The organism is Microbulbifer maximicatervae (SeqCode), assembly GCF_052467385.1.
The window spans coordinates 3258688-3283277 of sequence record NZ_CP174311.1 but is presented as its reverse complement, the minus strand read 5'-3'; the positions used below and the strand labels follow the sequence as shown (position 1 = coordinate 3283277).

Here is a 24590-nt window from a genome sequence, read left to right as displayed (position 1 = left end):
TAACGTGAAATTTTCCTTTAAACCGACCCCTGGCTTTGTCCGTGATATGACCGATGGACACTCAGTTCTCGGCCTGGCGGTATCCACTCTTTTATATATTGTTTGTGTCAGCGGAACACTGGCGGTTTTTTACAATGAGTTCGAACGCTGGGAGCAGGCCTCCGAGTTGGAGAATCTCAATGTTGAAGCCTCTGTGTATCGGACTGCTACAGAAAATGCGATTGCGCTAGCCAAGCAGGAAAAAGAGGATCTCGATTCAATTACCTTCACCATCCCCAATCAGGATAAGCCCAGATTGATGGTTGAAGTTGGCGATATGGAGCGATATGTCGCTGAAGATGGTTCCCTGCTGGGCAAGGTGGAGCATGAGTGGACCCACTTCCTAGCCTACCTGCATTACGCGCTCAACCTTCCTGTTGGTTATGGGGTCATCCTGGTTGGTTTGATCGGGATGGTGATGTCCGCGCTGATCGTCTCCGGTTTGCTGGCCCATCCCAAAATTATTAAAGACGCTTTCTCTTTCCGTCTTTCTGGCTCCAAGCGTCTTCAGCAAGTGGATTTGCACAATCGCCTGGGGGTTTGGGCCTCTCCCTTTCATCTTGCCATAGCCATTACCGGGGCTTTTATCGGGTTGTCCCAGGTAGCCGCTTTTGCAATTGCCGGCGTATTCTTTGAGGGTGATACGGAAAAGGTAGAGCACATGCTTTACGCGGATCATCCGGTGATGGAGGAAAACGCCCCTGAAGTTGATTATCCGGATTATGCTGCAATTCTGGCAACAATGGATCGTATCGCACCGGAAGAAGAGCGCACTCGTTTAGAGGTGGCATTTCCTGGACGTGAAGGCCAGGTTGTTGAGGTGTGGACCCGGGTTCCAGAGCGATTGGTCTGGGGTGAGCGTTACCACTTTAATCCCGATGGCAGCCTGATTGAAAAAGAAGGTTGGTCTGAGGGAGACGCGGCTAAACAAGTTTACCTTTCTACGTACCGTTTACACTTTGGCCACTTTTCCGGTTTCCCAGTGAAAGTTGCTTACTTCTTGCTGGGGGTGGGGATGTGTTTGCTGGTGGTATCCGGCATCAATATCTGGTTCGTTCGCAAGCGTCAGCGCGGCAATCCCGCCGTACGTTTGGAGCGAGTCTGGATGGCTCAGGTATGGGGTGTACCATTTGCGATTGCTCTGAGTGCGGTGACTTATCTGGCGTTTAAGCTAAATGCTGCGCAGGTGTTTTGGCTGGTGACCTTGGCGTTAAGCGTTGCGGCTGCCTTCATGGGGACAGTGGCCAAGTGGTCTATGTCTCTGCGTATTGCCACAATTATCGCCTGCGTCGGGGCAGTTGTAGTGCACGTTGCTCAGTTTGGTGAGGATTCCTTTGTGAGAGCATCACTGGTCGTTAATGTTGTGTGGTTGCTAATTGCTGCTGGAATCGCGGCCTCTTGCCTATATAGCAGGGCGCGTCAGTCGGATAGTGAGACCGTATCTGCCGGTGCCAATCCACTGGGTAGCAACTAGATTTTTTTGGGGGGCTCGCAGTGCCTCTGCAGGGCCCCAAAACTTCCATCGGACCTATAAGATCCCTTTCAATTACTTGGCAGGGCGTAACATCTCGATATGCGGGATGCCGTCTTCCTGGTACGGCTCAGACACCTGCTCAAAACCAAACTCCCCGTAAAATCTATCCAAATGTTGTTGAGCTGAAATGCGAATACCAGTGTTGGGGTATTCTTCGCATGTGTGCATTACGGCTCGGCGAATCAGCTCCTTGCCCAGGCCTGTTCCGCGACTGGCTTCTGCGGTTAACACTCTTCCTATCGAGGGTTCCCGGTATTTAAGGCCTGGGAAAACAACTCTCAGGTAGGCCATAACCTGCGGGTTATTTTCGTCTCCCTCCCAGCAGATCAGGTGCCAGGAGTGTTGGTCTTTGCCATCGGCATCCTGATAGGGGCAATCTTGTTCTACCGTAAAAACTTCCTGCCTTACTCGCAAAACTTCGTAAAGTTGACTGAGCGTAAGCTCTTTAAAGCTGCACCATTGCCACTGCATAAAGGTGAATTCCAAATTATTGTCACTAATTTTGTATTGTGATTGGAGTTAAAAGGTATAGATTATTTATAAGATCGATTAATTTTAATTGGATGCCTGATTGCCGGCTCTATGAAAGAATCCATGCTTAAGGTAATGGATAACTTGCGAGATAACTTTTTTATCTTTCATCATAAACACATGGGTCACTGGCATTTGCAGGTGATCATTCATGCCATCCAGTTTTGTGCTGGATACGGAGACTTTACCATCATCGGTTTCTGGGATAAGGCGGGATAGAATCAGGTTGATGCTGCGAGTACCGGCAATAATACCTACATCAAAATCTGCACTACCGAGCTTGTTGGGGACGCTCATCTCACCAGTACCCAACTGCAGCCCAGCATCGCCAAACATAAACTTGAAACCGGGGAATGTTCCCAGTTTATCAACTACTTCGCTGCCTTTATTGGGTGGGCCCAACATGACAACGCGATTCAGGTTTTTGATTTCAGCTGAATGTAGATATTGCCTTACCAGAATACCGCCCATGGAGTGAGTGACAAAATTGATTTCTTGCGCATTACCGCACTCCTCGACAGCAGGCGCTATGGCCATGCTGGCCAAAGCTTCAATGGAGTGCTTGGTCGAAGGGTAATCAATATTGACCGTTTGGAAACCCTCGGCATCTATGGCTTTTGCCAGTTTCTCCATTGAGCTATCTGATTTGGCTAATCCATGCAATAAAATCACACAAGCGGAGTGAGCACTTGCTGATAGCAGCGTAAATGCGGCGGCAATTATAAAAGCGAACTTTTTCATCGGTTTGAACTTCCTGTCGACTTCTTGTACCTATTCGTGTGGCGTTGTTGTCGGAGCAATTAATTTGGGTTGGGTTGAAGTTGGCAGTGTTGGCGGAGAATGTCCGCTGCCCGCTCCGGTTTATCGGGGGTGATCACGATAGTTTGTGTGGCCAGGCGCAGTACGACAGATTTTTGCTGATCGGTAGCAAATGCACGATAGCGCCCCAACTTTTGGTTTTGAAACAGGCCTATATAGCCAAATAAGCCGGAATTGCCAAAGATGCGGACTGATCCTTGCATGGCAGTTGAGTCGGGGAATACTTCAGATAGCCCCTCCAAGGAGATGGTGGTTTTCCAGCCCGGGCGCAATATCAAGAGGTTGCCATTTTTGATGGCGTAACCACGGATGGCAAAGAAGGCACTGAGAGCCAGTATTGCAGGCGGAAGTGCTATGGCAATGCTATAGAGGGTAGATGGAGCAGCTGGTGCTCTCGATGCCAGAAAGAGCGGCAGTCCCAGTAGGAGTAATGTGCATATGGCACTGATAATTTGGAGCTGGCGGCTCCACGGCGCTTTAAACGCGATTGTTGGCATACTTGGTTTAACTCAACGGATTACCTGAATGCCTCAATCATAGTGCTATTGGAATCTGCTTGGCAAAGGTAGAGATGGTTTGGTTTTAACGGTTGCTCGCTATGGAAGACTGTATTTTGATTAACGAGAATTCCCAGTCAGCCCTTGTGGTCGAAGGGGGTGCTATGCGGGGGATTTTCGCTGCAGGCGTATTGGATGCATTTTTGGAGGCGGGCTATCGGCCATTTGATTTTGCGATCGGTGTATCCGCAGGCTCCACCAACTTGATTGGTTATCTGGCGGGAAATCATGGGCGAAGTCGGCAAATACTAATGGACCATGCCCGGCGGGCAGACTTCATCGACTGGCGCCGCTATCTCCGAGGCGGTCATTTTTGTGATATTGGCTGGTTGTGGCATGCGTCATATCAGGATATTCCGCTCAGTGTTGATAGTTATGTTGAGAATGGAATACCGCTTTATGCCGTGACTACCAGTATCAACACGGGGGAGGCTAGATACCTGAAAGTAACTCCGGAAAACATGCACCAGGTTTTCCCGGCTTCTTGTGCCATTCCGGTTGCTTACCGGGGGTTTCCTGAAGTGGATGGGGAGCCTATGACCGATGGTGGCCTGGCTGATTCGATACCGATTATTCAGGCCTATCAGCAGGGGGCCAGAAATATAACCGTTATTCTTTCGCGCCCTCTGGGGTATCGGAAAATTAAGGGGCCTGCTCCAAAGTTTATCAAACAGTTTTTCCGTGATCATGCCCGGCTATTTGAGGCCGTGCTAGAGAGAGGGGAGAAATATAATCGGGCTCTGGAGTTTATCGAGGTGCCTCCAGAGGGTTGCCAGGTTTCGGTTATTGCGCCTCCAGACAATTTCCCGGTTAAGCGTTTTACTCAAGAAGCAGAGTTGCTCGAGGAAGGTTATGAGAGCGGGAGGACCCGGGGTTGGGAATTTCTTCGCGAGCTTCCCGGTCAGCGGGACTCTTTACCGTCAATTGAATAGTAGTTCCGGTATAAATGGGTTGATTGAGCTTAATCAGAATGTGAATGGTGAGGTAATCGACTGGTGGAAATACGTTTGCTCGGAGTGACAGATGCGCCCGCCATATCTGCATTTTATTTATCTAATGAAGAGCACCTGAAGCGCTGGGAGCCCATTCGCGAGCCCGGTTTTCACAGTTCCGGGTCCTGGACTCGACGCATCAGCTCTGGAGGAATTTTAAAGTTTGCTGCATTAGAGTCCGGGTGTGATCAGTTACTGGGTGTTTGCTCCTTGACGAATATCATCCGAGGCCCATTTCAGGCCTGTAATATGGGATATGCAGTTGACCAGTCCCACGAGGGGCGGGGCTTAATGGGGAGCTTGTGTCGTCATGTCGTTGATTATGCTTTTGACACCCTAAATTTGAACCGGGTGATGGCTAACTACATGCCTGGCAACGATAGGTCGGCTGCTCTACTGGAGGCACTGGGCTTCGTTGTCGAGGGTAGGGCGGCAAAATACCTGAAGATCAATGGATGCTGGGAGGATCATATCCTCACGGCGAAGCTAAACCCCAGATCCTTGGATATTTAATGATGTTCGTTGAATGAGACGCCAAATGGCATTTACTTCACTGTGTGTCTATAGGAGTCTTGGGTAGGACTGAGATATTGTTGCTAACCTATTGCGATTTCATGGACGACTTCGAATAACAGTTTTGCGGAAGGAGAAAGGGATGAATGGGAAGTGCCTATGCGGTGGGGTTGAGTTCCAGCTGGAAGAGCCAATTCCAAACCTTTACCAATGCCATTGCTCGCTCTGCCGCAAATTGAGTGGTTCCGCCTCGGATACGGCCATGTTTATTAGCCGGGATCAGTTTCGCTGGGTGCGGGGCTTAGACAGAATCTCTTCATTCCGGACTCCTACGGGCTATCGATCTGACTTTTGCAGTGGATGCGGAAGTACAGTTCCGCACTTAATGAGTAATACAACGCACTTCTGGGTGCCTGCGGGATTGTTGGAGGGGGATATCGATGGGAAAGTCGTGGCCCATCTTTGCACAGAATCCAAAGCATCCTGGGATGAAATTTCTGGTGAAGCGGAGTGCTTTAACGAAATGCCGGAGCTGGAGCGATTGATGCATCTATTGCATGGCGGAGAAGAAGCAGTGGATGGGGAATGGGAGGAGAGCCAGGCGGCTTCAGCTGAAGTTTAAAAACCCAAACTCTTTTCTAATTGGCGCATACAAAAAAGCCCCGCTCTTGCGAGCAGGGCTTTTTTGTATATGGCGGACCGGACGGGACTCGAACCCGCAACCTCCGGCGTGACAGGCCGGCATTCTAACCAGCTGAACTACCGGTCCGCATTCCTGCTTCTCTTGGTCGCTCTTGCCGGGCAAGAGTAAGAGAAGTGGTGGGTGGTACAGGGGTCGAACCTGTGACCTACGGCTTGTAAGGCCGTCGCTCTCCCAACTGAGCTAACCACCCCGTGTCAGGAGCTGCGTATCATAATGATTTTTTTACTTAGGTCAACAACTTAGGGAAGTTTTTCTAAAAAAGTTTGCGCCTGGCTTTAAGTGTGAGAAGCGGGGGTGTGTTTGAAGAAATTGCTGCTCGTCTATTGGCAATATTTGGTAATAAAACAGGGTGCTACTTTCATTGCCCCGGTTTTCTATTAATTTTGTTAGTCGGTCTGCATAGTTTGTGGCGGGGAGCGGGGAGCGGGGAGCGGGGAGCGGGGAGGTGGTTGTGTATTGAAAAGTGGTTTTGAATTTTTCATATACAAAAAAGCCCCGCTCTTGCGAGCAGGGCTTTTTTGTATATGGCGGACCGGACGGGACTCGAACCCGCAACCTCCGGCGTGACAGGCCGGCATTCTAACCAACTGAACTACCGGTCCGCATTCCTGCTTCTCTTGGTTGCTCTTGCCGGGCAAGAGTAAGAGAAGTGGTGGGTGGTACAGGGGTCGAACCTGTGACCTACGGCTTGTAAGGCCGTCGCTCTCCCAACTGAGCTAACCACCCCGTGTCAGGAGCTGCGTATCTTAATGATATTTTTTTTGCGGTCAACAATTTTGTTGGAAGATTTTTAAAAAGTTTTTTAAGGATAAAAAACACCCAAAAATTGTTTAAAAATTAATTAATTAGAGGATTTTTTGAGGGCTCTTTAAGTTGTTTTTATCGATCAAAATCAGCTGCGTAGAAATTCAGAAAATAAAAATTCAGGCTAGAGAAAATTGTTGCAGAAAAATTTTGTCGGCACTGCGCTCGTACTATTTTTTTTACGCTGAGATTTGGTTATTTTTTTGTGGCCCTTTCAAATTTCCAGCGTAAGCAACTGAAAATAAAATGTTAGAAAAATGAAAAGATGTGAGGCACAAACAAAAAAGCCCCGCTCTTGCGAGCAGGGCTTTTTTGTATATGGCGGACCGGACGGGACTCGAACCCGCAACCTCCGGCGTGACAGGCCGGCATTCTAACCAACTGAACTACCGGTCCGCATTCCTGCTTCTCTTTGGTTGCTCTTGCCGGGCAAGAGTAAGAGGAGTGGTGGGTGGTACAGGGGTCGAACCTGTGACCTACGGCTTGTAAGGCCGTCGCTCTCCCAACTGAGCTAACCACCCCGTGTCAGGAGCTGCGTATCTTAATGATATTCTTCGTGGCGTCAACGCCTTTTTTGAATTTTTTTTTGTCTTTCAATGAGTTAACGCGCTTTTGTGTGAATTCGTGGGCGTGTCCGCCGGGGGGTGACACTGTTATAATCGCCCCAATTCCCGTTAGTTAGAGCGTGAGAAAAGCTGTGACACAGAAGACCTGGCTGGCCCAACTTGTACTGGCATTCGGTATGTTTTGCCTGTCCATCGCTGCACATGCGGTAGTGGAGACACAAAAATTGTCCTCTCCCGAGCTGGATGCAAGGTATCGCGTGCTTATTGAAGAGATGCGCTGCCCCAAATGTCAAAACCAGAACCTGGCAGACTCCGATGCGTCTATTTCCTCGGACTTGCGCCGTGAAATCCGCCGTTTGCTGGAGGAGGGATTTACGGACCAGGAAATCGTTGACTACATGGTGGCCCGCTATGGGGATTTTGTGCTCTACCGTCCACCTGTTCAGAAAAACACCTTGATCCTGTGGTTGGCTCCGGGAGTCTTTGCCATTTTCGGGCTTCTGGCCTTGATTGTGATCGTGATGCGCTCAAAAAGTGGTACCGGGGCTCGCCAGGATGACGGCAGTGGGGAACTCACTGATGATGAGCGGCGTCGATTAAAGCAGTTGTTGGGAGAAGGAGCTGTAGATGAAGGTGATAGCGGGAAGGAAGGTAAATGATTGATATCTGGTTTGGTGTAGCCCTACTGCTACTGTTGGTAGCTTTTGTATTTCTGATTCCTGCTTTGAGAGCTGCAGGCAGACGTCGCAGCGGTAGTAGCAAGCGAGAGGCTATGGCAGCGCTCTACCGGGAGCGCAGTAAAGAACTTCGCGCTGCGGTGCAGAGCGGTGCGATGGATGAAAAGCAGTTTGCCCAGCTGGAGGCAGATCTCGCGCGGGAACTGCTGGCGGCCCAGCAGGAAAGTCAATCTGGTGAAGCCAGGCAGGGTGGCAGCCGATTGCTGATCGGGCTGGCGGTTTTGGTGCCTGCAATTGCAGCAGCTGCCTACGGGTTTTCCGACCGACCGTCCGAAGTAGCTTTGTATCGCGATATGGTGGCGAGCCAAGGTGGGCACACCTCTTCGGAGGAAGAGGCAAAAATCACCCGTCAGTTGCAGGAGCGGGCTAAAACTCATCCAGATGATCTTAGCAGTCGCTATATATTGGCGCAGCGGCTACTGGTGAGTGGCGATTTGGCTGGGGCGGTAGATTCCTATCGCTATGTTGTGGCTCGCGAGCCCCAGGCGGCCAATGTTAAAGCTGAGCTGGCGCAAGCGCTGTTTTTTGAAGGCGGTTCCAAGATTACCGATGAAATCCGCTCCTTGATTGAGCAGGTGTTACAGGTGCAGCCATCCAATGGCACTGTGCTGGGTTTGGCGGGTATTGCCGCTTTTGAAGGTGGGGACTACCGCAAAGCTCGCCAACACTGGCAGCTAGCGCTTAGCCAGCTTCCCCCAGGATCTGCAGCAGCAGAGGCGCTTCAGGCTGGCGTTGCCAGGGCCGAAAGCGCTTTGGCAGACAGCGGTGAGGCTGTAGCGGTGCAGGCAAAGGTAGAAACGAAAGAGAAAGGCCCGCAGATTCGAGTTCAGGTCAGTTTGGGGGAGGGGGTTGAAACTCCAGAATCTACCCCGGTATTTATCTATGCACGCAGTGCTGCGAGCCCGATGCCTCTGGCTATCGTGCGCCTCACAGCTGGACAGTTACCGGCAGAGGTTGTGCTGGATGAGTCCCGAGCAATGATGCCTGGAAGTTCCATCGCCACTGTCGACTCTGTGCAGTTGGTAGCGCGACTGGCCATTAAGGGAGATGCACGTCCGGCCCCGGGGGATTGGCAGGGAATGATTAGCGAGTTGCCTAAATCCCGCTGGAGTGAAACTCAGTCAATAGCCATCGATAGTCAGCTGTAACTGGCTGTGACTGTCGAAAATGAGGTCACAGTGTAAGCTGTGGCCTCATTTTTATTTGCGGCCGGATGGCATTCTTGCGTCTAATTGGCCTCAAGCTCACATTGCCCAGATATTGATGAGTTCTATTGGGGCAAGTTGGCATTTGGTAGCGATCGTCATGTTTGACTTGACCGCTGCTTGGTCGGATTGATAATCCCGACTGAACATTACTGTGAAGAATAGCGCTGAATGCTCTGGCGACACCAAGTAAGATTGAAGGTTTGGTGTCCCGCCCGGCAGAGAAAATATCGAGTTTATAAATACATGCGTCTGAAGTGCATCAAGCTAGCGGGCTTCAAGTCTTTTGTTGACCCTACCACTGTCTATTTTCCGACGAACCTCAACTCGGTGGTGGGTCCCAATGGCTGTGGTAAATCCAACACCATCGATGCGGTGCGCTGGGTAATGGGGGAATCCTCCGCAAAGAACCTGCGCGGCGATTCGATGACGGACGTTATCTTCAACGGCTCCAGTGGCCGCAAGCCCGTGGGGCAGGCCTCGATTGAGTTGGTATTTGATAACTCTGAGGGCAAGCTTTCTGGAGCCTATGCCTCTTTCTCGGAGATTTCCGTCAAGCGCAAGGTAACCCGGGAAGCACAGAACACCTATTACCTGAATGGCGAGAAGTGCCGCCGCCGCGATGTAACCGATCTCTTCTTAGGTACCGGTCTGGGCCCGCGCAGCTACGCCATTATTGAGCAGGGCATGATCTCCAAGTTGATCGAAGCCAAGCCCGAAGAGCTGCGCGTCTATATCGAAGAGGCCGCCGGTATCTCCAAATACAAGGAGCGCCGCCGGGACACCGAAAACCGGATGAGACGGACCTCTGAAAACCTTGAGCGCCTCACGGATATCCGCGATGAGCTGGATCGCCAGTTGTCCCGACTGGAGCGACAGTCCGCAGCAGCGGAAAAATACAGCCGATTTAAAGAGGAAGAGCGCAGCCACAAGGCTAATCTTCAGGCGCTTAAATACCGCGAACTGGATGACCAATCCAAGGCCAAGCAGCAACAAATAGGTGAGCTTGAACTCACCGTTGAAGAGCTGGTTACCCGCCAGGTCACCTGTGACACAGGCATTGAGCAAAAGCGCGTGGGGTACCACGAGCTATCTGACAGCTTTAACGAAGTCCAGGGGCGCTTTTACGCCGTCGGTGGAGATATCGCCCGCTTGGAGCAGAGCATTGCCCACGCCCGTGAGCGCTCTACTCGCCTGCATTCCGATTTGGCGCAAACCGAACAAGAATATCGCGAGGCAGAGACCAACCTCGAAGTGGATCGCGAAAAAGCGGCCCAGTTTGAGGAGGAGCTTGAGATTATTCTGCCGGACCTGGAGATGGTCTTGGCAGCAGAAGAGGAATCTGCTGCGGCACTGCTCGAATCTGAAGAACAGATGCGCAATTGGCAGAACGAGTGGGACCAGTTTAACCAGGGTGCCTCTGGCTCCCGTCAGAAAGCTGAGGTGCAACAATCCCGCATCCAGCACTTGGAAACTTCTGGTCAGCGGCTGCTGGAGCGGGTCAACAAACTATTGGCGGAGCAGTCTGGCCTCCAGGTCTCCGACGACGATGAAGAGACGCTGCAGCTGAACGAGCAGATGGCCGAGCTGGAAATGCAGGCTGAAGAGCGCCGCGAGGAAGCGGCAGAGCGTCGCGAGTCTCTGGATAGTCTCCGTGTGCAGGAGCGGGAGCTGGCTACCGAACTCGATCAGTTACGCTTGCAGCTGCAAACCGGACGAGGCCGTCAGGCGTCTCTGGAAGCCTTGCAGCAAGCTGCTTTAGGGCAGGGCAAGGCAGTTGAGAATTGGCTGCAGCAGCAAGCCCTGGCTGACAAGCCCCGGCTCGCCGATCAGATTAAAGCCCAGCCCGGCTGGGAAACCGCAGTTGAAACTATCCTCGGCCCCCAATTGCAGGCGGTATGTGTTGAGCAGCTTGAGTCCGTGGCTGAAGGATTGGCGGCACTGGAAAGCGGTCAAGCGGTTCTGATCGATAACAGTGCTGTAAATAGCAGTGCGAAGGGAGCACTTCCTTCGCTGCAGGATATGGTTCAGGGGCCGGCCTCTCTCTCCGGCATCTTGGCGGGAATTTATATCGCAGAGGATTTGGCTGAGGCGCTGTCCAGGCGCGCGAGTTTGCAAGCTCATGAGTCTATTGTGACTCGCGATGGGCTCTGGCTCGGCCCCAACTGGTTGCGAGTGAATCGCGCCAGTGATGCAGAGGCCGGGGTCCTGGCGCGCAAGCAGGATCTTGAAACCCTGGGGCAAGAGTTGGCCCTGTGTGAGGAGCAGATAGAGAGTATTGCCGAGCGACGCGAGTCCCTGCGCACGCAAACGGTCGATCTCGAGCGCTCCATCGAACAAGCTCGCAATGAGTCCGACCAGCTCGGGCGTCGCGAGGCAGAGCTGCGCAGCCAGTTGTCCGCCCGACGGGCGCGTGCGGAGCAGATGAATGAGCGCCGTATCCGAATTGAGCAGGAAATCGGTGAGGTGCGTGAGCAGCAGGAGTTGGAAGGGGAGTCCCTGTCGGAAGCTCGTCTAATGCTGCAGGAAGCTGTCGAGGCGATGAGTGATGATACCGATCGTCGCGAAACGCTAATGGCACGCCGCGAGGAATTGCGCGAAGCTTTGGATGCCGTGCGCCAGCGCGCGCGGGAGGACAAGGATCGCGCTCATGAACTGGCTATGCGCGAGCAGTCAGTGCGCACCCAGATGGTGTCTCTCGAGCGCACCTTGCAGGTGATGAGTGAGCAGCTGGAAAGGTTGCGCAGTCGTCGTCAGCAATTGCAGGAGCAAATGGAGGAGACCCAGGACCCCTCCCAGGATTTTCAGGCTGAGTTGGAAGAAAAACTCGGTGAGCGCATTGAGGTGGAAACGGAACTCGCCGATGCGCGCAAAAAGCTGGAAGAGGTTGAGACCGGTCTGCGTGAGCAGGAACAGGAGCGCCATAAAGTGGAGGCGGCTCTTCAGGGAGTGCGCGCCCAGCTTGAGCAGGAGCGTCTCGCTGCGCAGACTCTGGAAGTGCAACGAAACGGATTGGTAGAGCAGCTGCGCGAGAGCGAGCACGATATCAATCAGCTGCTCGAACAGTTACCTGGCGATCTGACGATTAAACAGGTACAGGAAGATTTGGAATTGGTAGCCGCGCGTATCTCGCGCCTCGGGCCGATTAACCTCGCCGCTATCGATGAATACAAGCAGGAGTCTGAGCGCAAGAACTACCTGGATCGCCAGCATGGGGATCTGATGGAAGCGCTGGAGACCCTGGAAAATGCAATTAAGAAAATCGACAAGGAAACGAGAACCCGCTTCAAGGAAACTTTTGATCAGGTAAATGCGGGCCTGCAGGAACTCTTCCCGAAAGTTTTCGGTGGTGGTAATGCCTATCTGGAACTTACCGGTGAAGATCTGCTCGATACTGGTATCGCGATCATGGCCCGCCCGCCGGGCAAGCGCAACAGCACAATCCATCTGCTCTCAGGTGGAGAAAAAGCGTTGACGGCGATCGCATTGGTATTCTCGATTTTCCGTCTGAATCCAGCACCTTTCTGTATGCTGGATGAAGTGGATGCTCCCCTTGACGATGCTAACGTTGGTCGTTACGCACGAATGGTTAAAGAAATGTCAGAACACGTTCAGTTCATCTATATTACCCACAACAAGATCGCAATGGAGATGGCGGATCAGTTGCTGGGGGTTACCATGCACGAGCCGGGTGTATCCCGACTGGTGTCGGTGAATGTGGAAGAAGCAGCCGAGCTGGCTTCTGCATAAGGGCGTAAAGGGAGAGGCGCTAAAAAATGGATAACTGGCTGGTTACAATCCTGGTTGTCGTTCTGCTGGTCGTTGTGGTCGATGGCATACGCCGGGCGATCTTGCGGCAGCGCGCGGCAGTTAAGGTCTCCCGCAATCTGTCGCGGGCCATGCAATCTGAAGTAAAAAATGAAGCTGACCCGGTCTCAGAGAAGGCTGAAGAAGAGCCCCCGGTCCGCAAACCTCCAGAGACGCGGGAGCCCAAGCCCGCAAACAGCGAATTGCCCGGGCAGGCTCGCGTTGTTCAGCGCCGTCCGCTAGAGGATGCGCTACATGTGAATCGCCAGGTACAGGAGAGCTTTATTTCCTCGCGCAAACCGCTCGCTGGCAGCAATCCCCAGAGGAGTCCGGAAGAGCAGGGTATCCTCGATTTGGAAGAGCAAGTCCCCACCCTGATGGAGTCGGTCGGTGAAGAGCAGCGCTATGAGCCTGCATTAGATGAGGCTGAAAGCCTAACTGCGATGGATAGTGCTCACAGTCCTGAGCATGAAGCGGTGCATGAGGATTCTCAACCCGAGCGATCTTCTCAGTCTCCAAGCTCTGGCAGTGTTGGTGAAAGTGCTCCCACCCGTGAGGTGCTGGTGATTAATGTAATGGCGCCAGAAGGGGATTACTTCGAGGGTAATGATTTACTTCGGGTAATGGTTGCCTGTGGCATGCGCTTTGGTGAAATGAATATTTTTCACTACCATGAGCACGGCGGTGCTGATGGGGCCATTATCTTTAGTCTCGCCAATATTGTTGTGCCCGGCGTTTTCGACCTGGCCCAGATGGAAGAATTTGCCACGCCGGGTGTTAGCTTGTTCCTGACACTACCTGTGGAAGGCGAGGCGATTAAAGCTTTCGATCAACTGCTTTCCACCTCATACAAAATTGCCGAGCTGCTCGGTGGCGAATTGAAGGATGAGAATCGCAGTGTATTTACCGCGCAAACGGCGGAGCATTATCGTCAGCGGGTTGTGGAGCACCAGCGCCGCAGGACTTTAGCGATGGCGCAAAGCTAACTCGCAATCTCTAAATAATTGTTGCCATTTTTAATGCGGCCCGGGATGCCGGCTGATTTTCATTTTGGAAATTAGCCGTAAGCTCGGGCCGTATTTGCATGTAAAATCGAAATAATTTTCTAACTATTATTTTTATTCACTCGAATTGCCGATGACTCATCAAACTATTTCCCCTCAAGTGCGCGAGCGTGTTCAGGAATTACATGAAATCCTCCAGCGTGCGAATCACCAATACTATGTGCTTGATGATCCCGAGTTGCCGGATATTGAGTACGACCGGCGCCTGCGCGAGTTGCAGGACCTGGAAAGTGAATTCCCTCAGCTGCTGACACCGGATTCTCCCACCCAGCGGGTCGGCGCAGAGCCGCTCTCCTCTTTTCAGGAGGTTCGCCATGAGGTGGCGATGTTGTCTTTGGATAATGCCTTTAATGATGAAGAGTTGCTGGAGTTTGACCGCCGGGTGTGTGAGCGCCTCAACAGTAAAGGGCCGGTGGAATACGCCTGTGAACCCAAGTTAGACGGTATCGCTATCAGCCTTTTATATCGCGACGGAGTACTTGAGCGAGCGGCAACGCGAGGGGATGGCACGACGGGTGAGGATATCACCCAGAATGTACGCACCGTGGGATCTGTACCTCTGCGTTTGCGCCAAGCAGATGGTATTGAAAAGTATCCGGGTGTATTGGAGGTGCGCGGCGAAATCTATATGCCAAAAGCGGGCTTTGCCGAATTGAATCGCAAAGCGGCCGCGGCGGGTGAGAAGCTTTTCGTAAATCCTAGAAATGCCGCTGCCGGTAGTTTGCGTCAATTGGACTCCCGCATAACAGCGCAGAGACCGCTGGAATTGTGTGTGTATGGCACAGGTCTTGTAGAGGACGGTGAACTGCCGGAAGAGCACGTTGAGACTTTGCAGCTGTTGGGACATTGGGGCTTCCGTACAAACCGGGAGATGCGCGTCGCTAAAGATATTAAGGGCTGCATCGACTACTACCGGGAAATCGGCGAGAAGCGCGAGGACCTCGCTTACGATATTGACGGTATTGTTTTTAAGGTCAACAGTATTCCCCTGCAGCGCCGTCTCGGTTTTGTTGCCCGCGCACCCCGTTGGGCCATGGCCTATAAGTTTCCCGCTCAGGAGGAAATGACTGAATTATTGGATGTTGAATTCCAGGTAGGGCGCACCGGTGCGGTTACCCCGGTTGCTCGCCTGCAGCCGGTTTTTGTCGGAGGCGTTACCGTTTCCAATGCAACTCTGCACAATCGAGATGAGATCGAGCGCCTCGGCGTGCAGGTGGGTGATACCGTCATTATTCGCCGTGCTGGAGATGTTATCCCGCAGGTGGTTTCTGTAGTGGAGAGCAAGCGCAAGCCGGGTGGCCACGCTATTGAATTCCCCACGCATTGCCCGGTATGCGGCTCGCCGGTGGAATCCACGCCCGGTGAGGCGGTGGTTCGCTGTAGCGGCGGCCTGATTTGTAGTGCCCAGCGCAAGCAGGCCATCAAGCATTTCGCTTCGCGCAAAGCAATGGACATTGATGGTCTGGGAGACAAGCTGGTAGAGCAGCTTGTAGATGAGGACTTGTTACACTCGGTGTCCGGGCTCTACCACCTCACTTTGGAGCAGGTGGCGGGACTTGAGCGAATGGGGCAAAAGTCTGCCCAGAACCTCCTTGATGCACTGGAGCGCAGTAAAGAGACCACGCTGCCTAAATTCCTCTATGCCCTGGGTATCCGGGAAGTGGGTGAGGCTACAGCGCGCAATTTGGCGCGGCACTTTGGCGAATTGAATCCGCTAATGTCGGCAGATGTCGAGGCTTTGCAGGAAGTTGAAGATGTGGGCCCAGTGGTCGCTCATTTTGTTGCTGAGTTTTTTCAGCAGCCTCATGCCCAAGAAGAGGTGGAGGCACTGCAGCAGGCGGGTGTGCATTGGCAAGCGGAAGAGAGTGACGAGCAGGATCAGCCCCTGGCAGGGGAAACCTGGGTGCTCACCGGCAAACTGGAAACCCTGTCCCGCAGTGAAGCAAAAGACTACTTACAGAGGCTGGGTGCGAAAGTCGCAGGAAGTGTTTCCGCCAAGACCGGCACTCTGGTTGCTGGGCCAGGCGCCGGCTCAAAATTGACCAAAGCACAGGAACTGGGTATCACGGTTATGGATGAAGAGGCGCTTCTGGATATGCTGCGCGAAAGGGGCTTTGAGATTTAGTCCTGGTATTTTAGGCGGGGCACCATTAGTAACTGAATAGCCGAACTTTTGAGCACTTTGCAGGTTCGTGTTTTGTTTTGTGGCTTTCTGGTCGCTTCGCCGTTAAAGTTGATGCCTTAGATCTGTTTTGCCCTGGGTACCTGATGTCCAGTGGCACTGTGGTAAGGAATGGAATTAATGCTTCAGGGCGATCAGGAATCCATCGTTTACGGATGTATCAAAGACAGCAATAGCCTCGCTGGCGGCAGCGATCGGCGCAGGGTGAACCGCAATGCTGTGCTCGCTCTGCCCAGTGCTGATGAATGGCCATTCCTGTGCCGGGATATGTTTGCTATTCCCACCATTAAGGTGAAGCAATCCCAGTATCAAACCGATGTTATCCACTTTGGCGCTTCCTATCGGGCGGTAGAATACGAGTGGGATTTGTGGATACAGAAGTTTGAAGAGTTGCTGAAGAGTATGTATTGGGTTTCGGCAACTGTGCATTTGGAAACTGAGCTTTCCGGCGTTCACTCTTTCAGCTGGGAGTCCGCTGGCCTCTATCACGAGCCTGGCAGCGGCGATATGCAGGTTCGCTGCGAATGGACCCAAGAGGGTCGGGTGAGTATCTGATTTTTCTGGCCCGGTTGGTCCGGGCTCTCTCTTGCCTAATTGCCGCAAAGCAGATTTAAATAAGTAGCCCTGTCACAAATCCTATCTCTCTTTTTCTTTCCGCAACTATATTCCCTGATAGTCTCTGGAACTGAAACTTTGGTCTGTTAAAGTGTCTTTGCCGAACGGTACCAAGGTGCCGCGGCCGAGAAGCTGTAAAGCCAGATTATAAGAATTGGCGCGATCTGGGCGCCCTATCAGGAAGGAATACACATGATTAAATCCAGTTCTCTGCTGTTTGCCAGCGCACTGATGCTATCGCCGCTGTTACATGCGTCCGAGCACGAAAGCAAAATGGATATGAGCAGTAAGGCCCCAGCAGATGCCAAGGTCTATATTATCTCGCCGAAGGATGGAGAGAAGGTGCCCCAGACATTTACGGTGAAGTTTGGTTTGTCTGGTATGGGTGTGGCACCGGCGGGTACCAATCAAGAGAATACCGGCCACCATCATCTGCTGATTGATGTGGATGATATGCCGGATATGAGCAAGCCTTTGCCGGCGAGTAAGAACATCATTCACTTTGGCGGCGGGCAAACCGAGACTCAAGTTACCTTGCCGCCCGGCAAGCATACGCTACAACTGGTTCTGGGCAACTATATGCATGTGCCACATAAAGAGCCTGTGATGTCCAAGAAAATTACCGTCGTGGTCGAGTAGGGCTGCAGCGGCTAAATAACCTTCTGTCGATGCATTAAGCGCATCTGGGGAGAGTGAAATGGGTGGTGAATTCCGCACTGAAAAGGACAGCCTGGGTGAAGTTCAGGTGCCGACTGAGGCGATGTATGGCGCGCAAACCCAGCGCGCCGTGGAGAATTTTCCTGTCAGTGGTCACGGCTTGCCGGCAGAGTTTATCCGCGCCATTGTGCTGATAAAGAAATCTGCCGCGGAGGCCAACCGGGACTTGGGGTTGTTGGATAAAGCGCAGGCTGAGGCCATTATCAATGCCTGCGACAGTCTCGGTGATGAGGAGTATGCCACTCATTTTCCCGTCGATATTTACCAGACAGGTTCTGGTACCAGCTCAAATATGAATGTTAATGAGGTGCTCGCTCACCTCGCAGAAAAGCACAGTGATCAAACCATCAGTCCCAATGATCACGTGAATATGAGTCAGAGCAGTAATGACGTGGTTCCCACCGCGATTCATGTGTCCGCCCTGCTTGCAGTGCGCGACACCCTGCTGCCTGCGTTGCGCCATTTGCACACTGGCTTGTGCGACAAGTCCACGGAGCTTGAAAGTATTGTAAAAACCGGTCGCACCCATCTGATGGATGCAGTGCCTATGACAATGGCGCAGGAAGTTGGAGGCTGGGCTGCACAAATAGAAGCGTGCCGGGAGAGAATTCGCGCGGTAATGCCTCGGCTTGCCCAGCTGGCTCAAGGCGGTACGGCGATTGGCACCGGGCTCAATGCTCACCCGGATTTTGCCGAGCTGTTCGCGCAAAAAATCAGCGCCCACACATCTCATCAGTTTCGCCCGGCAGAGAACTTTTTTACCGCAATTTCCAGTCAGGATACGTCGGTGGAATTGTCCGGGCAGCTCAAGGTGTTAGCAGTTTCCCTGATGAAAATTGCCAACGACTTGCGTTGGATGAACAGCGGTCCCCTTGCTGGTCTCTCCGAAATCGCCCTGGAGGCCTTGCAGCCAGGGAGCAGCATTATGCCGGGCAAAGTGAACCCGGTTATTGCCGAATCAGTTACTATGGTTTGTGCCCGGGTGATGGGTAATGACACCACAGTGACCGTGGCGGGACAGAGCGGCAATTTTCAATTGAATGTTATGTTGCCTTTAGTAGGCAGTACGCTGCTGGAAAGTATTAACCTGCTCGCGAATGCATCGACCCTACTGGCTGATCGAGCCGTTGCCAGTTTCGCGGTGAATCGGGCGCATATTGAGGGAACCCTGGGCCGCAACCCCATTTTAGTGACCTCCCTTAACCCAGTGATTGGCTACCTGAAAGCGGCGGAGATTGCCAAGGCCGCCTATGCCAGCTGTAGGCCAGTGCTGGATGTTGCTGTTGAAATGACGGACCTGGATAGAGAAACGCTTGTGGAATTGTTAGATCCCGCCCATTTGGCCAAGGGTGGGCTGATTAGCTAGGGGCAAAAAAGGCGATTCCCAACAGTATTAACGATATAATGGCGGTCAGGCACATAAGCCAGTGCAAAAGCCTTAACAGCGTGGCTCGATCCTCTGGTTCCAGCATTCTTCTGCTCATTGGTGCCTCCTGCGGCGTTGACAGGAACCGGCCAATCCCTCACGATTCGACGCCGCGTCGGTACTGGGTGCCGACAATACAATGGTAGCGCCACAAAATGTGGCAGTCTCACCTGTTTTGAAAATCAATGTATCCAGATCGTCATGGCTAAAAGAAGTCGCCGCTCCTTTATTACCAGTGTCCTCGCCTGTGTCGCCTTTGTAGTGGCGGCAGTCTACAGCTGGGATCTGCCCGTTAAGGATGTTGTCACCTATTTCATTCTTCTGTTGGTGATATTGCTTGTCATCATTGCTCTGGCGTTTGGGTGCGGGGCTTTATTGAATTGGTTGCGCAGGCGTAAATAATAGATGGCGTCAACGGAAGAGGATATTCGCATCCCTATCGCCTACCTCGAGCGACTGCTCGAAGAGGCGACCAAACACGGGTGTGATCGCAAGGAGCTTTTGGCTTCTGTCGATATCGATGAGTCTGAATTGCAGGGCGTATCCGCATTTTCAGCAGTGAAGTACGGCCGCTTGTACCAGCGCGTGATGTGGCTGGCGCAAAATGAGTGGTTTGGCATGCTTAGCGGTGGAAGGGTCCGTTCCGGGTCTTTTCGCTTGTTGTGTCTGGCGGTGGTGAATTGTGCAACCCTCCGCCAGGCGATTACGCTCTGTGCCGAATTTATGGAAATCTGCCGAGGTTTTAAGGTGAAGCCGGTACTCGGAGAAGGTGGCCATGGGCGCGAGCGGGTTGAAATTTGTGGGATCAGTTCGCTGGGCAAAGGCGAATTTGAGCAGCTGCTGAATAACACGAGCCCCAGTGTGGTGCGTACAACCTTAGCGGTTTGGCACAGGTTTTATTGCTGGCTGGCAGGGCGGGAGATTCCGCTGGCCAGGCTGCACTTTTCATTTGCTTGCCCGGAAGAGTTTCGCAGTCTCGCGCAGAGTGAGGCCAATGAGTTGTTATTTGAGCAGCCGTTTAATGCGCTCGAATACGATACCCGCTACCTGGAATACCCTGTGGTGCAAAGCCCGCAGATGGTCGAGGACTTTATTCGCACCGCTCCTTACCACCTGGTGATCAGCGACGGCAGTGCCAACAGTATCAAAACCAAAGTAAAAACCATTTTGAACCGGGATGTGAGCGAGTCCATGCCTGCTGCTGAGGCGGTGGCGGAGAGACTCAATATGTCGGTGACCACGTTGCGCCGTCGCCTTCAGCAGGAGGGCACCTCCTACCAGAAGCTCAAAGACGAATGTCGGATGGAAGCGGCTTTCCACTACCTGAGCTGCCCGGATCTTTCCAATGGGCAGATCGCAGAGATGCTTGGGTTCGATGAATCCAGTGCTTTCTTCCGCGCCTTCAAAAAATGGACGGGAATTACGCCAGGCGAGTATCGCCGGGGTGGTCGCGCCGCAGCTGGCCTGGATATTTGACTGGGCCAGTCACCTTTTTTCATCCTCTCGCCTCGATTTGTCACCGCTTTGGACGGGTTTGGCCATAGAGGGGGCTGCTCGCTTACTACTATGATGAACCAATCTTAGAAATTAGTCATAAATATGACTGGATGGTTTTGCCTCCGGTCCCAAACATAAGCGAATTGAGGTTATCAGGATGACCGATATCAAAATGCCACTGCGTGATTTGCGTTTCGTAATGCGCGAGATGCTGGACTCAGAAAAGCATTATGAGTCACTTGGATATGAGGAGGCTACTCCTGATGTCGTGGATGCCATCCTGGAAGAGGGTGCAAAGTTTTGTGAAAACGTTATTGCACCGCTGAACCAAATTGGCGACCAGCAAGGTTGCACCTGGAAAGACGGTGAAGTTACTACCCCGGAAGGCTTTAAAGAAGCCTACCAGCAGTTTGTAGAGGGTGGCTGGGCTGCGCTGCCCCACGATCCTGAGTACGGTGGCCAGGGCCTGCCGCCCTCGCTCGGCACTATCATGAGCGAGATGGTTGGCACCGCCAACTGGTCCTGGGGCATGTACCCCGGTTTGTCCCACGGTGCCATGAACACCCTGGAAGAACACGGTACTGAAGAGCAGAAGCAGGTTTACCTGACCAAGCTGGTTGAAGGTAGCTGGACTGGCACTATGTGTCTGACCGAGCCTCACTGTGGTACCGATCTGGGTATTCTGCGCACCAAGGCCGAGCCAAATGACGATGGCTCCTACGCGATTACCGGCACCAAGATCTTTATCTCCGCCGGTGAACACGACATGACTGACAACATTGTTCATATCGTACTCGCTCGCCTGCCAGACGCACCTGCTGGCACCAAGGGTATCTCCCTGTTTATCGTACCCAAGTTCCTGCCGAACGCTGACGGCTCTGCCGGTGAGCGCAACGGTGTGGTATGTGGCTCCCTCGAGCACAAAATGGGTATTCACGGCAACGCCACTGCAGTGCTGAACTTTGACGGTGCTAAAGGCTTCCTGATCGGCGAGCAGAATAAAGGCCTGAGCTATATGTTCACCTTTATGAACACTGCGCGCCTGGGCACTGCTCTGCAAGGCCTGGCTCACTCCGAGATCGGTTTCCAGAAGTCCCTGGCTTATGCAAAAGATCGCCTGCAAATGCGTTCTCTGTCCGGCGTGAAAAACCCGGAAGGCCCGGCTGACCCGATTATTGTTCACCCTGACGTGCGCCGCATGCTGATGACCCAGAAAGCCTTCTCTGAAGGTGGTCGTATGTTGGTTGTTAAGTGCGCACAGCTGGTTGATATCACTCACAAAGGCGATGCTGACGCGAAGAAAGCCGCTGACGATATGCTGGCGTTCCTGACGCCGATTGCAAAAGCATTTTTGACTGAAGCTGGTTTTGAATCTGCCAACCTGGGTATGCAGTGTTTCGGTGGCCACGGTTATATTGCCGAGTGGGGCGTGGAGCAGAACGTACGTGATGCGCGTATCTCCACTATCTATGAAGGCACCACTGGGATTCAGGCTCTGGACCTGTTGGGTCGTAAGGTTCTGATGACCCAGGGTGAATTACTGCGCGGTTTCACCAAGCAGGTTCACAAATTCTGCCAGGCGGAAATTGATAACGAAGCACTGGCGCCTTTCGTTGCTAAATTGCAAGAGCTTAACAAGCAGTGGGGCGACCTGACCTTGCACGTTGGCGGCAAAGCTATGGAAAACCCAGACGAAGTCGGTGCTGCTTCTGTAGATTACCTGATGTTCTCCGGTTACACCGTGCTGGCCTTCCTGTGGGCACAGGCGGCTAAAGTTGCCAATGAAAAACTGGCAGCGGGCACTGGAGAAGAAGATTTCTACAAGGCGAAAATTACTACCGCGCGTTTCTTCTTCGAGCGTATCCTTCCTCGCACTTCCAGCCACGCAACGTCCATGTTGAGTGGAGCAGGCAACTTGATGGAATTGGATGCCGAGCATTTTGCATTCTGATCCCGCTCTGAAATGAAAACCGCCGGCAAATGCCGGCGGTTTTTTTGTGAGTAATAAAGCGGCTTAAACGGAGAATTTCCGATGCAATTGCCGGATTCAGTTCAAGAGCGCCTGTGTCACTTAGCTTGTTCGTACCCGCTGGCTCGGGTACAGTTCCGGCTGCCAGATGCCTGTGACTTCTATGTTTATGTCACCGAAGTATCTAAAAATTACAAAGTGATTTCCGAATTTGGTCAGACTGATAATCCAGAACTAACATTGGAAATGGAAAACAGCACTCTCAGTGCTATATTGGACGGTCAATTAAGTGGGCGTCACGCCTTCCTTTTGGGGGATGTTCAATATTCTGGAAATCGCGAATTGGCCGCAGCATTGGCAGGTTTATTTCCTGCGAATAGTGAAGAGGGAGATCGGTAAAGAGAGGTTTTAAACCCTTCTTTTTCACCGTCTCAAAGATACTACAAACAATAAATAAATTCTCGCTCGCCAAGAGATATGGCAGCTTTCGCCTATGGAGACGGAAGGTGTGGGCAAGCGACGACAACAATCAGGAATGGGAGAAGAGAGTTGGACATTGATCGCAGCATACTTGATGTCTTTAAAGGCGCTTGCGCCAAATTCGGTGACCGGCCGGCTTTCACATGCCTGGGGCGTACACTTTCAATCAATGATATTGACACGCTGAGTGGAAAATTCGCCTCTTATTTACAAAATCATACCGACTTGAAGCCCGGCGATCGCATCGCTGTCCAGCTGCCCAACGTGTTGCAGTACCCAGTAGTTGTTTTTGGTGCACTGCGCGCAGGTCTGGTTGTAGTAAATACCAATCCGCTGTACACGCAGCGCGAGCTTAAGCACCAGCTGAATGATTCAGGGGCCAAGGCTCTGGTCGTACTGGCGAATATTGCCGATACCGCTGCTGCGGTGGTTGCTGAAACCGATGTAAAACAAGTTATTGTTACTGAGATTGCGGATCTGCACAGTCCGCTGAAGCGTACCTTGATCAACAGTGTGGCGAAGTACGTTAAGAAAATGGTGCCCGAATTTTCATTTGCCAATGAAGTTAGCTTCCGCGATGCCATGGCAAAAGGCGCTGAGCGTCCTCATAAGGATGTTGAGCGCACCAAAGAAGATATTGCGGTTCTGCAGTACACCGGCGGTACTACCGGGGTTGCCAAAGGGGCAATGCTGACAAATGGTAATCTGGTTGCGAATATGGAGCAGGTTCGTATCGCATTTGCCAGTGGTATGAAAGAAGGTGAGGAGTTCTATATTGCACCTTTGCCTCTTTACCATATCTACGCATTTACCATCCACTGCATGTGCCTTTTCTCCACGGGCAACCACTCGTTGTTAGTGCCCAACCCGAGGGATATTCCGGGTTTTGTGAAGATGCTGAAAGGCCTGCGTTTCACTGGATTTGTTGGGCTCAATACCCTGTTCAATGGCCTGATGCGCAACAAGGATTTTGCTGAACTGGACTTCAGCAAATTGCACTCAACAGCTTCTGGTGGCATGGCGTTAACTCGCGATACGGCTAAGCGCTGGGAGGAAATGACCGGCTGTATGATCATGGAAGGTTACGGTATGACTGAAACCTCCCCGGTTGTTTCATTTAACCCTACTGATGGTGTTCAGCTGGGCACGGTGGGTGTTCCTGTTCCCGGCACCGAGGTCAAGGTTGTCGACGAGAATGGCAATGACCTGCCAAACAACTCTCCTGGCGAGCTGTGCGTGCGCGGACCTCAGGTGATGAAAGGCTACTGGCAGCGTCCGGAAGCGACAGCGGATACCATCGACAGTGAAGGTTGGTTGAATACCGGCGATATGGCCGTTATTCAGGATGATGGTTACATCAAAATCGTAGATCGCAAGAAGGACATGATTATTGTATCCGGCTTCAATGTATATCCCAATGAGATTGAAGACGTGATCAGCGCGCATCCGAAGGTCACTGAAGCTGCCGCTATCGGTATCCCGGATGAGAAAAGTGGTGAGCAGGTGAAGCTCTTCCTGGTGAAGGCTGATCCATCTTTGACCGAAGATGAAGTTGTCGCCTACTGCCGTGAGCATATGACGGCTTATAAAGTGCCGAAGCATGTGGAGTTCCGTGAGGACTTACCCAAAACTAATGTGGGCAAAATCTTGCGCCGTGAACTTCGCGATGAAGAGTTGAAAAAGCTTGAGGCTACTAGCGCTGCTTAAGTCGCTATTTAGCTAAAGAGTTCAACCGCATAAAAGGCCCTGCTGGAGACAGTGGGGCTTTTTTATTGGTTTCGATTCACGGAGAGGCACCTGCAGCTAATGCAGGGTTGATGTTTGGGGAGGGAA

The 24590-nt window shown here is 52.3% G+C and carries 20 protein-coding genes and 6 tRNA genes; 17 read left to right on the top strand and 9 right to left on the bottom strand.

All coding sequences use genetic code 11. The features are described 5' to 3' along the window. Nucleotides 1-4 precede the first annotated feature (4 nt). Nucleotides 5-1513 carry a PepSY-associated TM helix domain-containing protein gene (locus tag ACJJIR_RS13895; protein ID WP_444905798.1) on the top strand — a complete coding sequence of 503 codons (1509 nt, stop codon included), beginning with the start codon at nt 5-7 and terminating at the stop codon, nt 1511-1513. A 72-nt stretch (nt 1514-1585) separates the two neighbouring features. Here ACJJIR_RS13895 and ACJJIR_RS13890 read toward each other — a convergent pair whose 3' ends face one another. The 3 genes from ACJJIR_RS13890 to ACJJIR_RS13880 form a co-directional block, all read right to left on the bottom strand. Then, nucleotides 1586-2044, bottom strand: coding sequence for a GNAT family N-acetyltransferase (locus tag ACJJIR_RS13890; protein ID WP_413665131.1), 459 nt, complete (start codon nt 2042-2044; stop codon nt 1586-1588). Between the two features lie 84 nt (nt 2045-2128). Further along, nucleotides 2129-2845 (bottom strand): esterase/lipase family protein, encoded by a 717-nt coding sequence (locus tag ACJJIR_RS13885; RefSeq protein ID WP_444896671.1) that lies wholly within the window; start codon nt 2843-2845, stop codon nt 2129-2131. Between the two features lie 59 nt (nt 2846-2904). Beyond that, nucleotides 2905-3420 carry a PH domain-containing protein gene (locus ACJJIR_RS13880; protein WP_444905797.1) on the bottom strand — a complete coding sequence of 172 codons (516 nt, stop codon included), beginning with the start codon at nt 3418-3420 and terminating at the stop codon, nt 2905-2907. 101 nt (nt 3421-3521) lie between these two features. On the opposite strand from ACJJIR_RS13880, the gene ACJJIR_RS13875 reads away from it, so the two are divergent. From ACJJIR_RS13875 to ACJJIR_RS13865, 3 genes are all read left to right on the top strand, one after another. Continuing rightward, complete coding sequence (locus ACJJIR_RS13875) at nt 3522-4412, top strand: patatin-like phospholipase family protein (RefSeq protein ID WP_444894357.1); 891 nt, start codon at nt 3522-3524, stop codon at nt 4410-4412. A gap of 63 nt (nt 4413-4475) precedes the next feature. Beyond that, a complete protein-coding gene (locus tag ACJJIR_RS13870) occupies nt 4476-4985 on the top strand; it encodes a GNAT family N-acetyltransferase (protein ID WP_444905796.1) in 510 nt (169 codons plus the stop codon). Nucleotides 4986-5127: 142 nt separating this feature from the next. Next, nucleotides 5128-5607: a GFA family protein gene (locus ACJJIR_RS13865; protein WP_444896673.1), complete on the top strand. Its 480-nt coding sequence runs from the start codon at nt 5128-5130 to the stop codon at nt 5605-5607. A 70-nt stretch (nt 5608-5677) separates the two neighbouring features. Here ACJJIR_RS13865 and ACJJIR_RS13860 read toward each other — a convergent pair. The 6 genes from ACJJIR_RS13860 to ACJJIR_RS13835 all read right to left on the bottom strand — a co-directional run bounded on the left by ACJJIR_RS13860 (nt 5678) and on the right by ACJJIR_RS13835 (nt 7013). After that, a tRNA-Asp gene (locus ACJJIR_RS13860) sits at nt 5678-5754 on the bottom strand. Nucleotides 5755-5802: 48 nt separating this feature from the next. Beyond that, nucleotides 5803-5878 (bottom strand) — tRNA-Val (locus ACJJIR_RS13855). Nucleotides 5879-6213: 335 nt separating this feature from the next. Then, a tRNA-Asp gene (locus ACJJIR_RS13850) sits at nt 6214-6290 on the bottom strand. Between the two features lie 48 nt (nt 6291-6338). Further along, nucleotides 6339-6414: transfer RNA gene (locus ACJJIR_RS13845), tRNA-Val, on the bottom strand. Between the two features lie 397 nt (nt 6415-6811). Beyond that, nucleotides 6812-6888: transfer RNA gene (locus ACJJIR_RS13840), tRNA-Asp, on the bottom strand. Between the two features lie 49 nt (nt 6889-6937). After that, a tRNA-Val gene (locus ACJJIR_RS13835) sits at nt 6938-7013 on the bottom strand. 176 nt (nt 7014-7189) lie between these two features. On the opposite strand from ACJJIR_RS13835, the gene ACJJIR_RS13830 reads away from it, so the two are divergent. The 13 genes from ACJJIR_RS13830 (at nt 7190) to ACJJIR_RS13770 (ending at nt 24464) form a co-directional block, all read left to right on the top strand. Further along, a complete protein-coding gene (locus ACJJIR_RS13830; RefSeq protein WP_444896674.1) occupies nt 7190-7717 on the top strand; it encodes a cytochrome c-type biogenesis protein in 528 nt (175 codons plus the stop codon). After that, nucleotides 7714-8943 carry a c-type cytochrome biogenesis protein CcmI gene (gene ccmI, locus ACJJIR_RS13825; protein WP_444905795.1) on the top strand — a complete coding sequence of 410 codons (1230 nt, stop codon included), beginning with the start codon at nt 7714-7716 and terminating at the stop codon, nt 8941-8943. The genes ACJJIR_RS13830 and ccmI overlap by 4 nt, the downstream gene beginning before the upstream one ends. A 303-nt stretch (nt 8944-9246) precedes the next feature. Beyond that, nucleotides 9247-12750: a chromosome segregation protein SMC gene (gene smc / locus ACJJIR_RS13820; RefSeq protein WP_444905794.1), complete on the top strand. Its 3504-nt coding sequence runs from the start codon at nt 9247-9249 to the stop codon at nt 12748-12750. A gap of 26 nt (nt 12751-12776) precedes the next feature. Continuing rightward, on the top strand, nt 12777-13793 hold the full coding sequence (zipA, locus tag ACJJIR_RS13815; protein ID WP_444905793.1) for a cell division protein ZipA: 1017 nt from the start codon (nt 12777-12779) through the stop codon (nt 13791-13793). A 151-nt stretch (nt 13794-13944) separates the two neighbouring features. After that, complete coding sequence (gene ligA, locus ACJJIR_RS13810; RefSeq protein WP_444905792.1) at nt 13945-15996, top strand: NAD-dependent DNA ligase LigA; 2052 nt, start codon at nt 13945-13947, stop codon at nt 15994-15996. A gap of 177 nt (nt 15997-16173) precedes the next feature. Next, complete coding sequence (locus tag ACJJIR_RS13805; protein ID WP_282933471.1) at nt 16174-16608, top strand: hypothetical protein; 435 nt, start codon at nt 16174-16176, stop codon at nt 16606-16608. Between the two features lie 252 nt (nt 16609-16860). After that, on the top strand, nt 16861-17307 hold the full coding sequence (locus ACJJIR_RS13800) for a DUF4399 domain-containing protein (protein WP_282933470.1): 447 nt from the start codon (nt 16861-16863) through the stop codon (nt 17305-17307). 58 nt (nt 17308-17365) lie between these two features. Beyond that, nucleotides 17366-18751 carry a class II fumarate hydratase gene (locus ACJJIR_RS13795; RefSeq protein ID WP_444905791.1) on the top strand — a complete coding sequence of 462 codons (1386 nt, stop codon included), beginning with the start codon at nt 17366-17368 and terminating at the stop codon, nt 18749-18751. A gap of 261 nt (nt 18752-19012) precedes the next feature. Next, a complete protein-coding gene (locus ACJJIR_RS13790) occupies nt 19013-19213 on the top strand; it encodes a hypothetical protein (protein ID WP_282933468.1) in 201 nt (66 codons plus the stop codon). 3 nt (nt 19214-19216) lie between these two features. After that, nucleotides 19217-20287 (top strand): AraC family transcriptional regulator, encoded by a 1071-nt coding sequence (locus tag ACJJIR_RS13785; RefSeq protein WP_282933467.1) that lies wholly within the window; start codon nt 19217-19219, stop codon nt 20285-20287. Between the two features lie 178 nt (nt 20288-20465). Then, nucleotides 20466-22259, top strand: a complete 1794-nt coding sequence (locus tag ACJJIR_RS13780; RefSeq protein ID WP_413665143.1) for an acyl-CoA dehydrogenase C-terminal domain-containing protein — start codon at nt 20466-20468, stop codon at nt 22257-22259. An 81-nt stretch (nt 22260-22340) separates the two neighbouring features. After that, nucleotides 22341-22676, top strand: a complete 336-nt coding sequence (locus tag ACJJIR_RS13775; RefSeq protein ID WP_282933465.1) for an SCP2 sterol-binding domain-containing protein — start codon at nt 22341-22343, stop codon at nt 22674-22676. 150 nt (nt 22677-22826) lie between these two features. Then, nucleotides 22827-24464, top strand: coding sequence for an AMP-binding protein (locus ACJJIR_RS13770; protein ID WP_413665144.1), 1638 nt, complete (start codon nt 22827-22829; stop codon nt 24462-24464). The last annotated feature ends 126 nt before the right edge of the window (nt 24465-24590 follow it).

Excerpts from the sequence above, each read along its gene's own strand:
- ACJJIR_RS13890 (WP_413665131.1), bottom strand. The coding sequence starts at position 2,044 with ATGCAGTGGCAATGGTGCAGCTTTAAAGAGCTTACGCTCAGTCAACTT.
- ACJJIR_RS13885 (WP_444896671.1), bottom strand. The coding sequence starts at position 2,845 with ATGAAAAAGTTCGCTTTTATAATTGCCGCCGCATTTACGCTGCTATCA.
- ACJJIR_RS13880 (WP_444905797.1), bottom strand. The coding sequence starts at position 3,420 with ATGCCAACAATCGCGTTTAAAGCGCCGTGGAGCCGCCAGCTCCAAATT.
- ACJJIR_RS13875 (WP_444894357.1), top strand. The coding sequence starts at position 3,522 with ATGGAAGACTGTATTTTGATTAACGAGAATTCCCAGTCAGCCCTTGTG.
- ACJJIR_RS13865 (WP_444896673.1), top strand. The coding sequence starts at position 5,128 with ATGAATGGGAAGTGCCTATGCGGTGGGGTTGAGTTCCAGCTGGAAGAG.
- ccmI (WP_444905795.1), top strand. The coding sequence starts at position 7,714 with ATGATTGATATCTGGTTTGGTGTAGCCCTACTGCTACTGTTGGTAGCT.
- smc (WP_444905794.1), top strand. The coding sequence starts at position 9,247 with ATGCGTCTGAAGTGCATCAAGCTAGCGGGCTTCAAGTCTTTTGTTGAC.
- zipA (WP_444905793.1), top strand. The coding sequence starts at position 12,777 with ATGGATAACTGGCTGGTTACAATCCTGGTTGTCGTTCTGCTGGTCGTT.
- ligA (WP_444905792.1), top strand. The coding sequence starts at position 13,945 with ATGACTCATCAAACTATTTCCCCTCAAGTGCGCGAGCGTGTTCAGGAA.
- ACJJIR_RS13805 (WP_282933471.1), top strand. The coding sequence starts at position 16,174 with ATGCTTCAGGGCGATCAGGAATCCATCGTTTACGGATGTATCAAAGAC.
- ACJJIR_RS13800 (WP_282933470.1), top strand. The coding sequence starts at position 16,861 with ATGATTAAATCCAGTTCTCTGCTGTTTGCCAGCGCACTGATGCTATCG.
- ACJJIR_RS13795 (WP_444905791.1), top strand. The coding sequence starts at position 17,366 with ATGGGTGGTGAATTCCGCACTGAAAAGGACAGCCTGGGTGAAGTTCAG.
- ACJJIR_RS13790 (WP_282933468.1), top strand. The coding sequence starts at position 19,013 with ATGGCTAAAAGAAGTCGCCGCTCCTTTATTACCAGTGTCCTCGCCTGT.
- ACJJIR_RS13785 (WP_282933467.1), top strand. The coding sequence starts at position 19,217 with ATGGCGTCAACGGAAGAGGATATTCGCATCCCTATCGCCTACCTCGAG.
- ACJJIR_RS13780 (WP_413665143.1), top strand. The coding sequence starts at position 20,466 with ATGACCGATATCAAAATGCCACTGCGTGATTTGCGTTTCGTAATGCGC.
- ACJJIR_RS13775 (WP_282933465.1), top strand. The coding sequence starts at position 22,341 with ATGCAATTGCCGGATTCAGTTCAAGAGCGCCTGTGTCACTTAGCTTGT.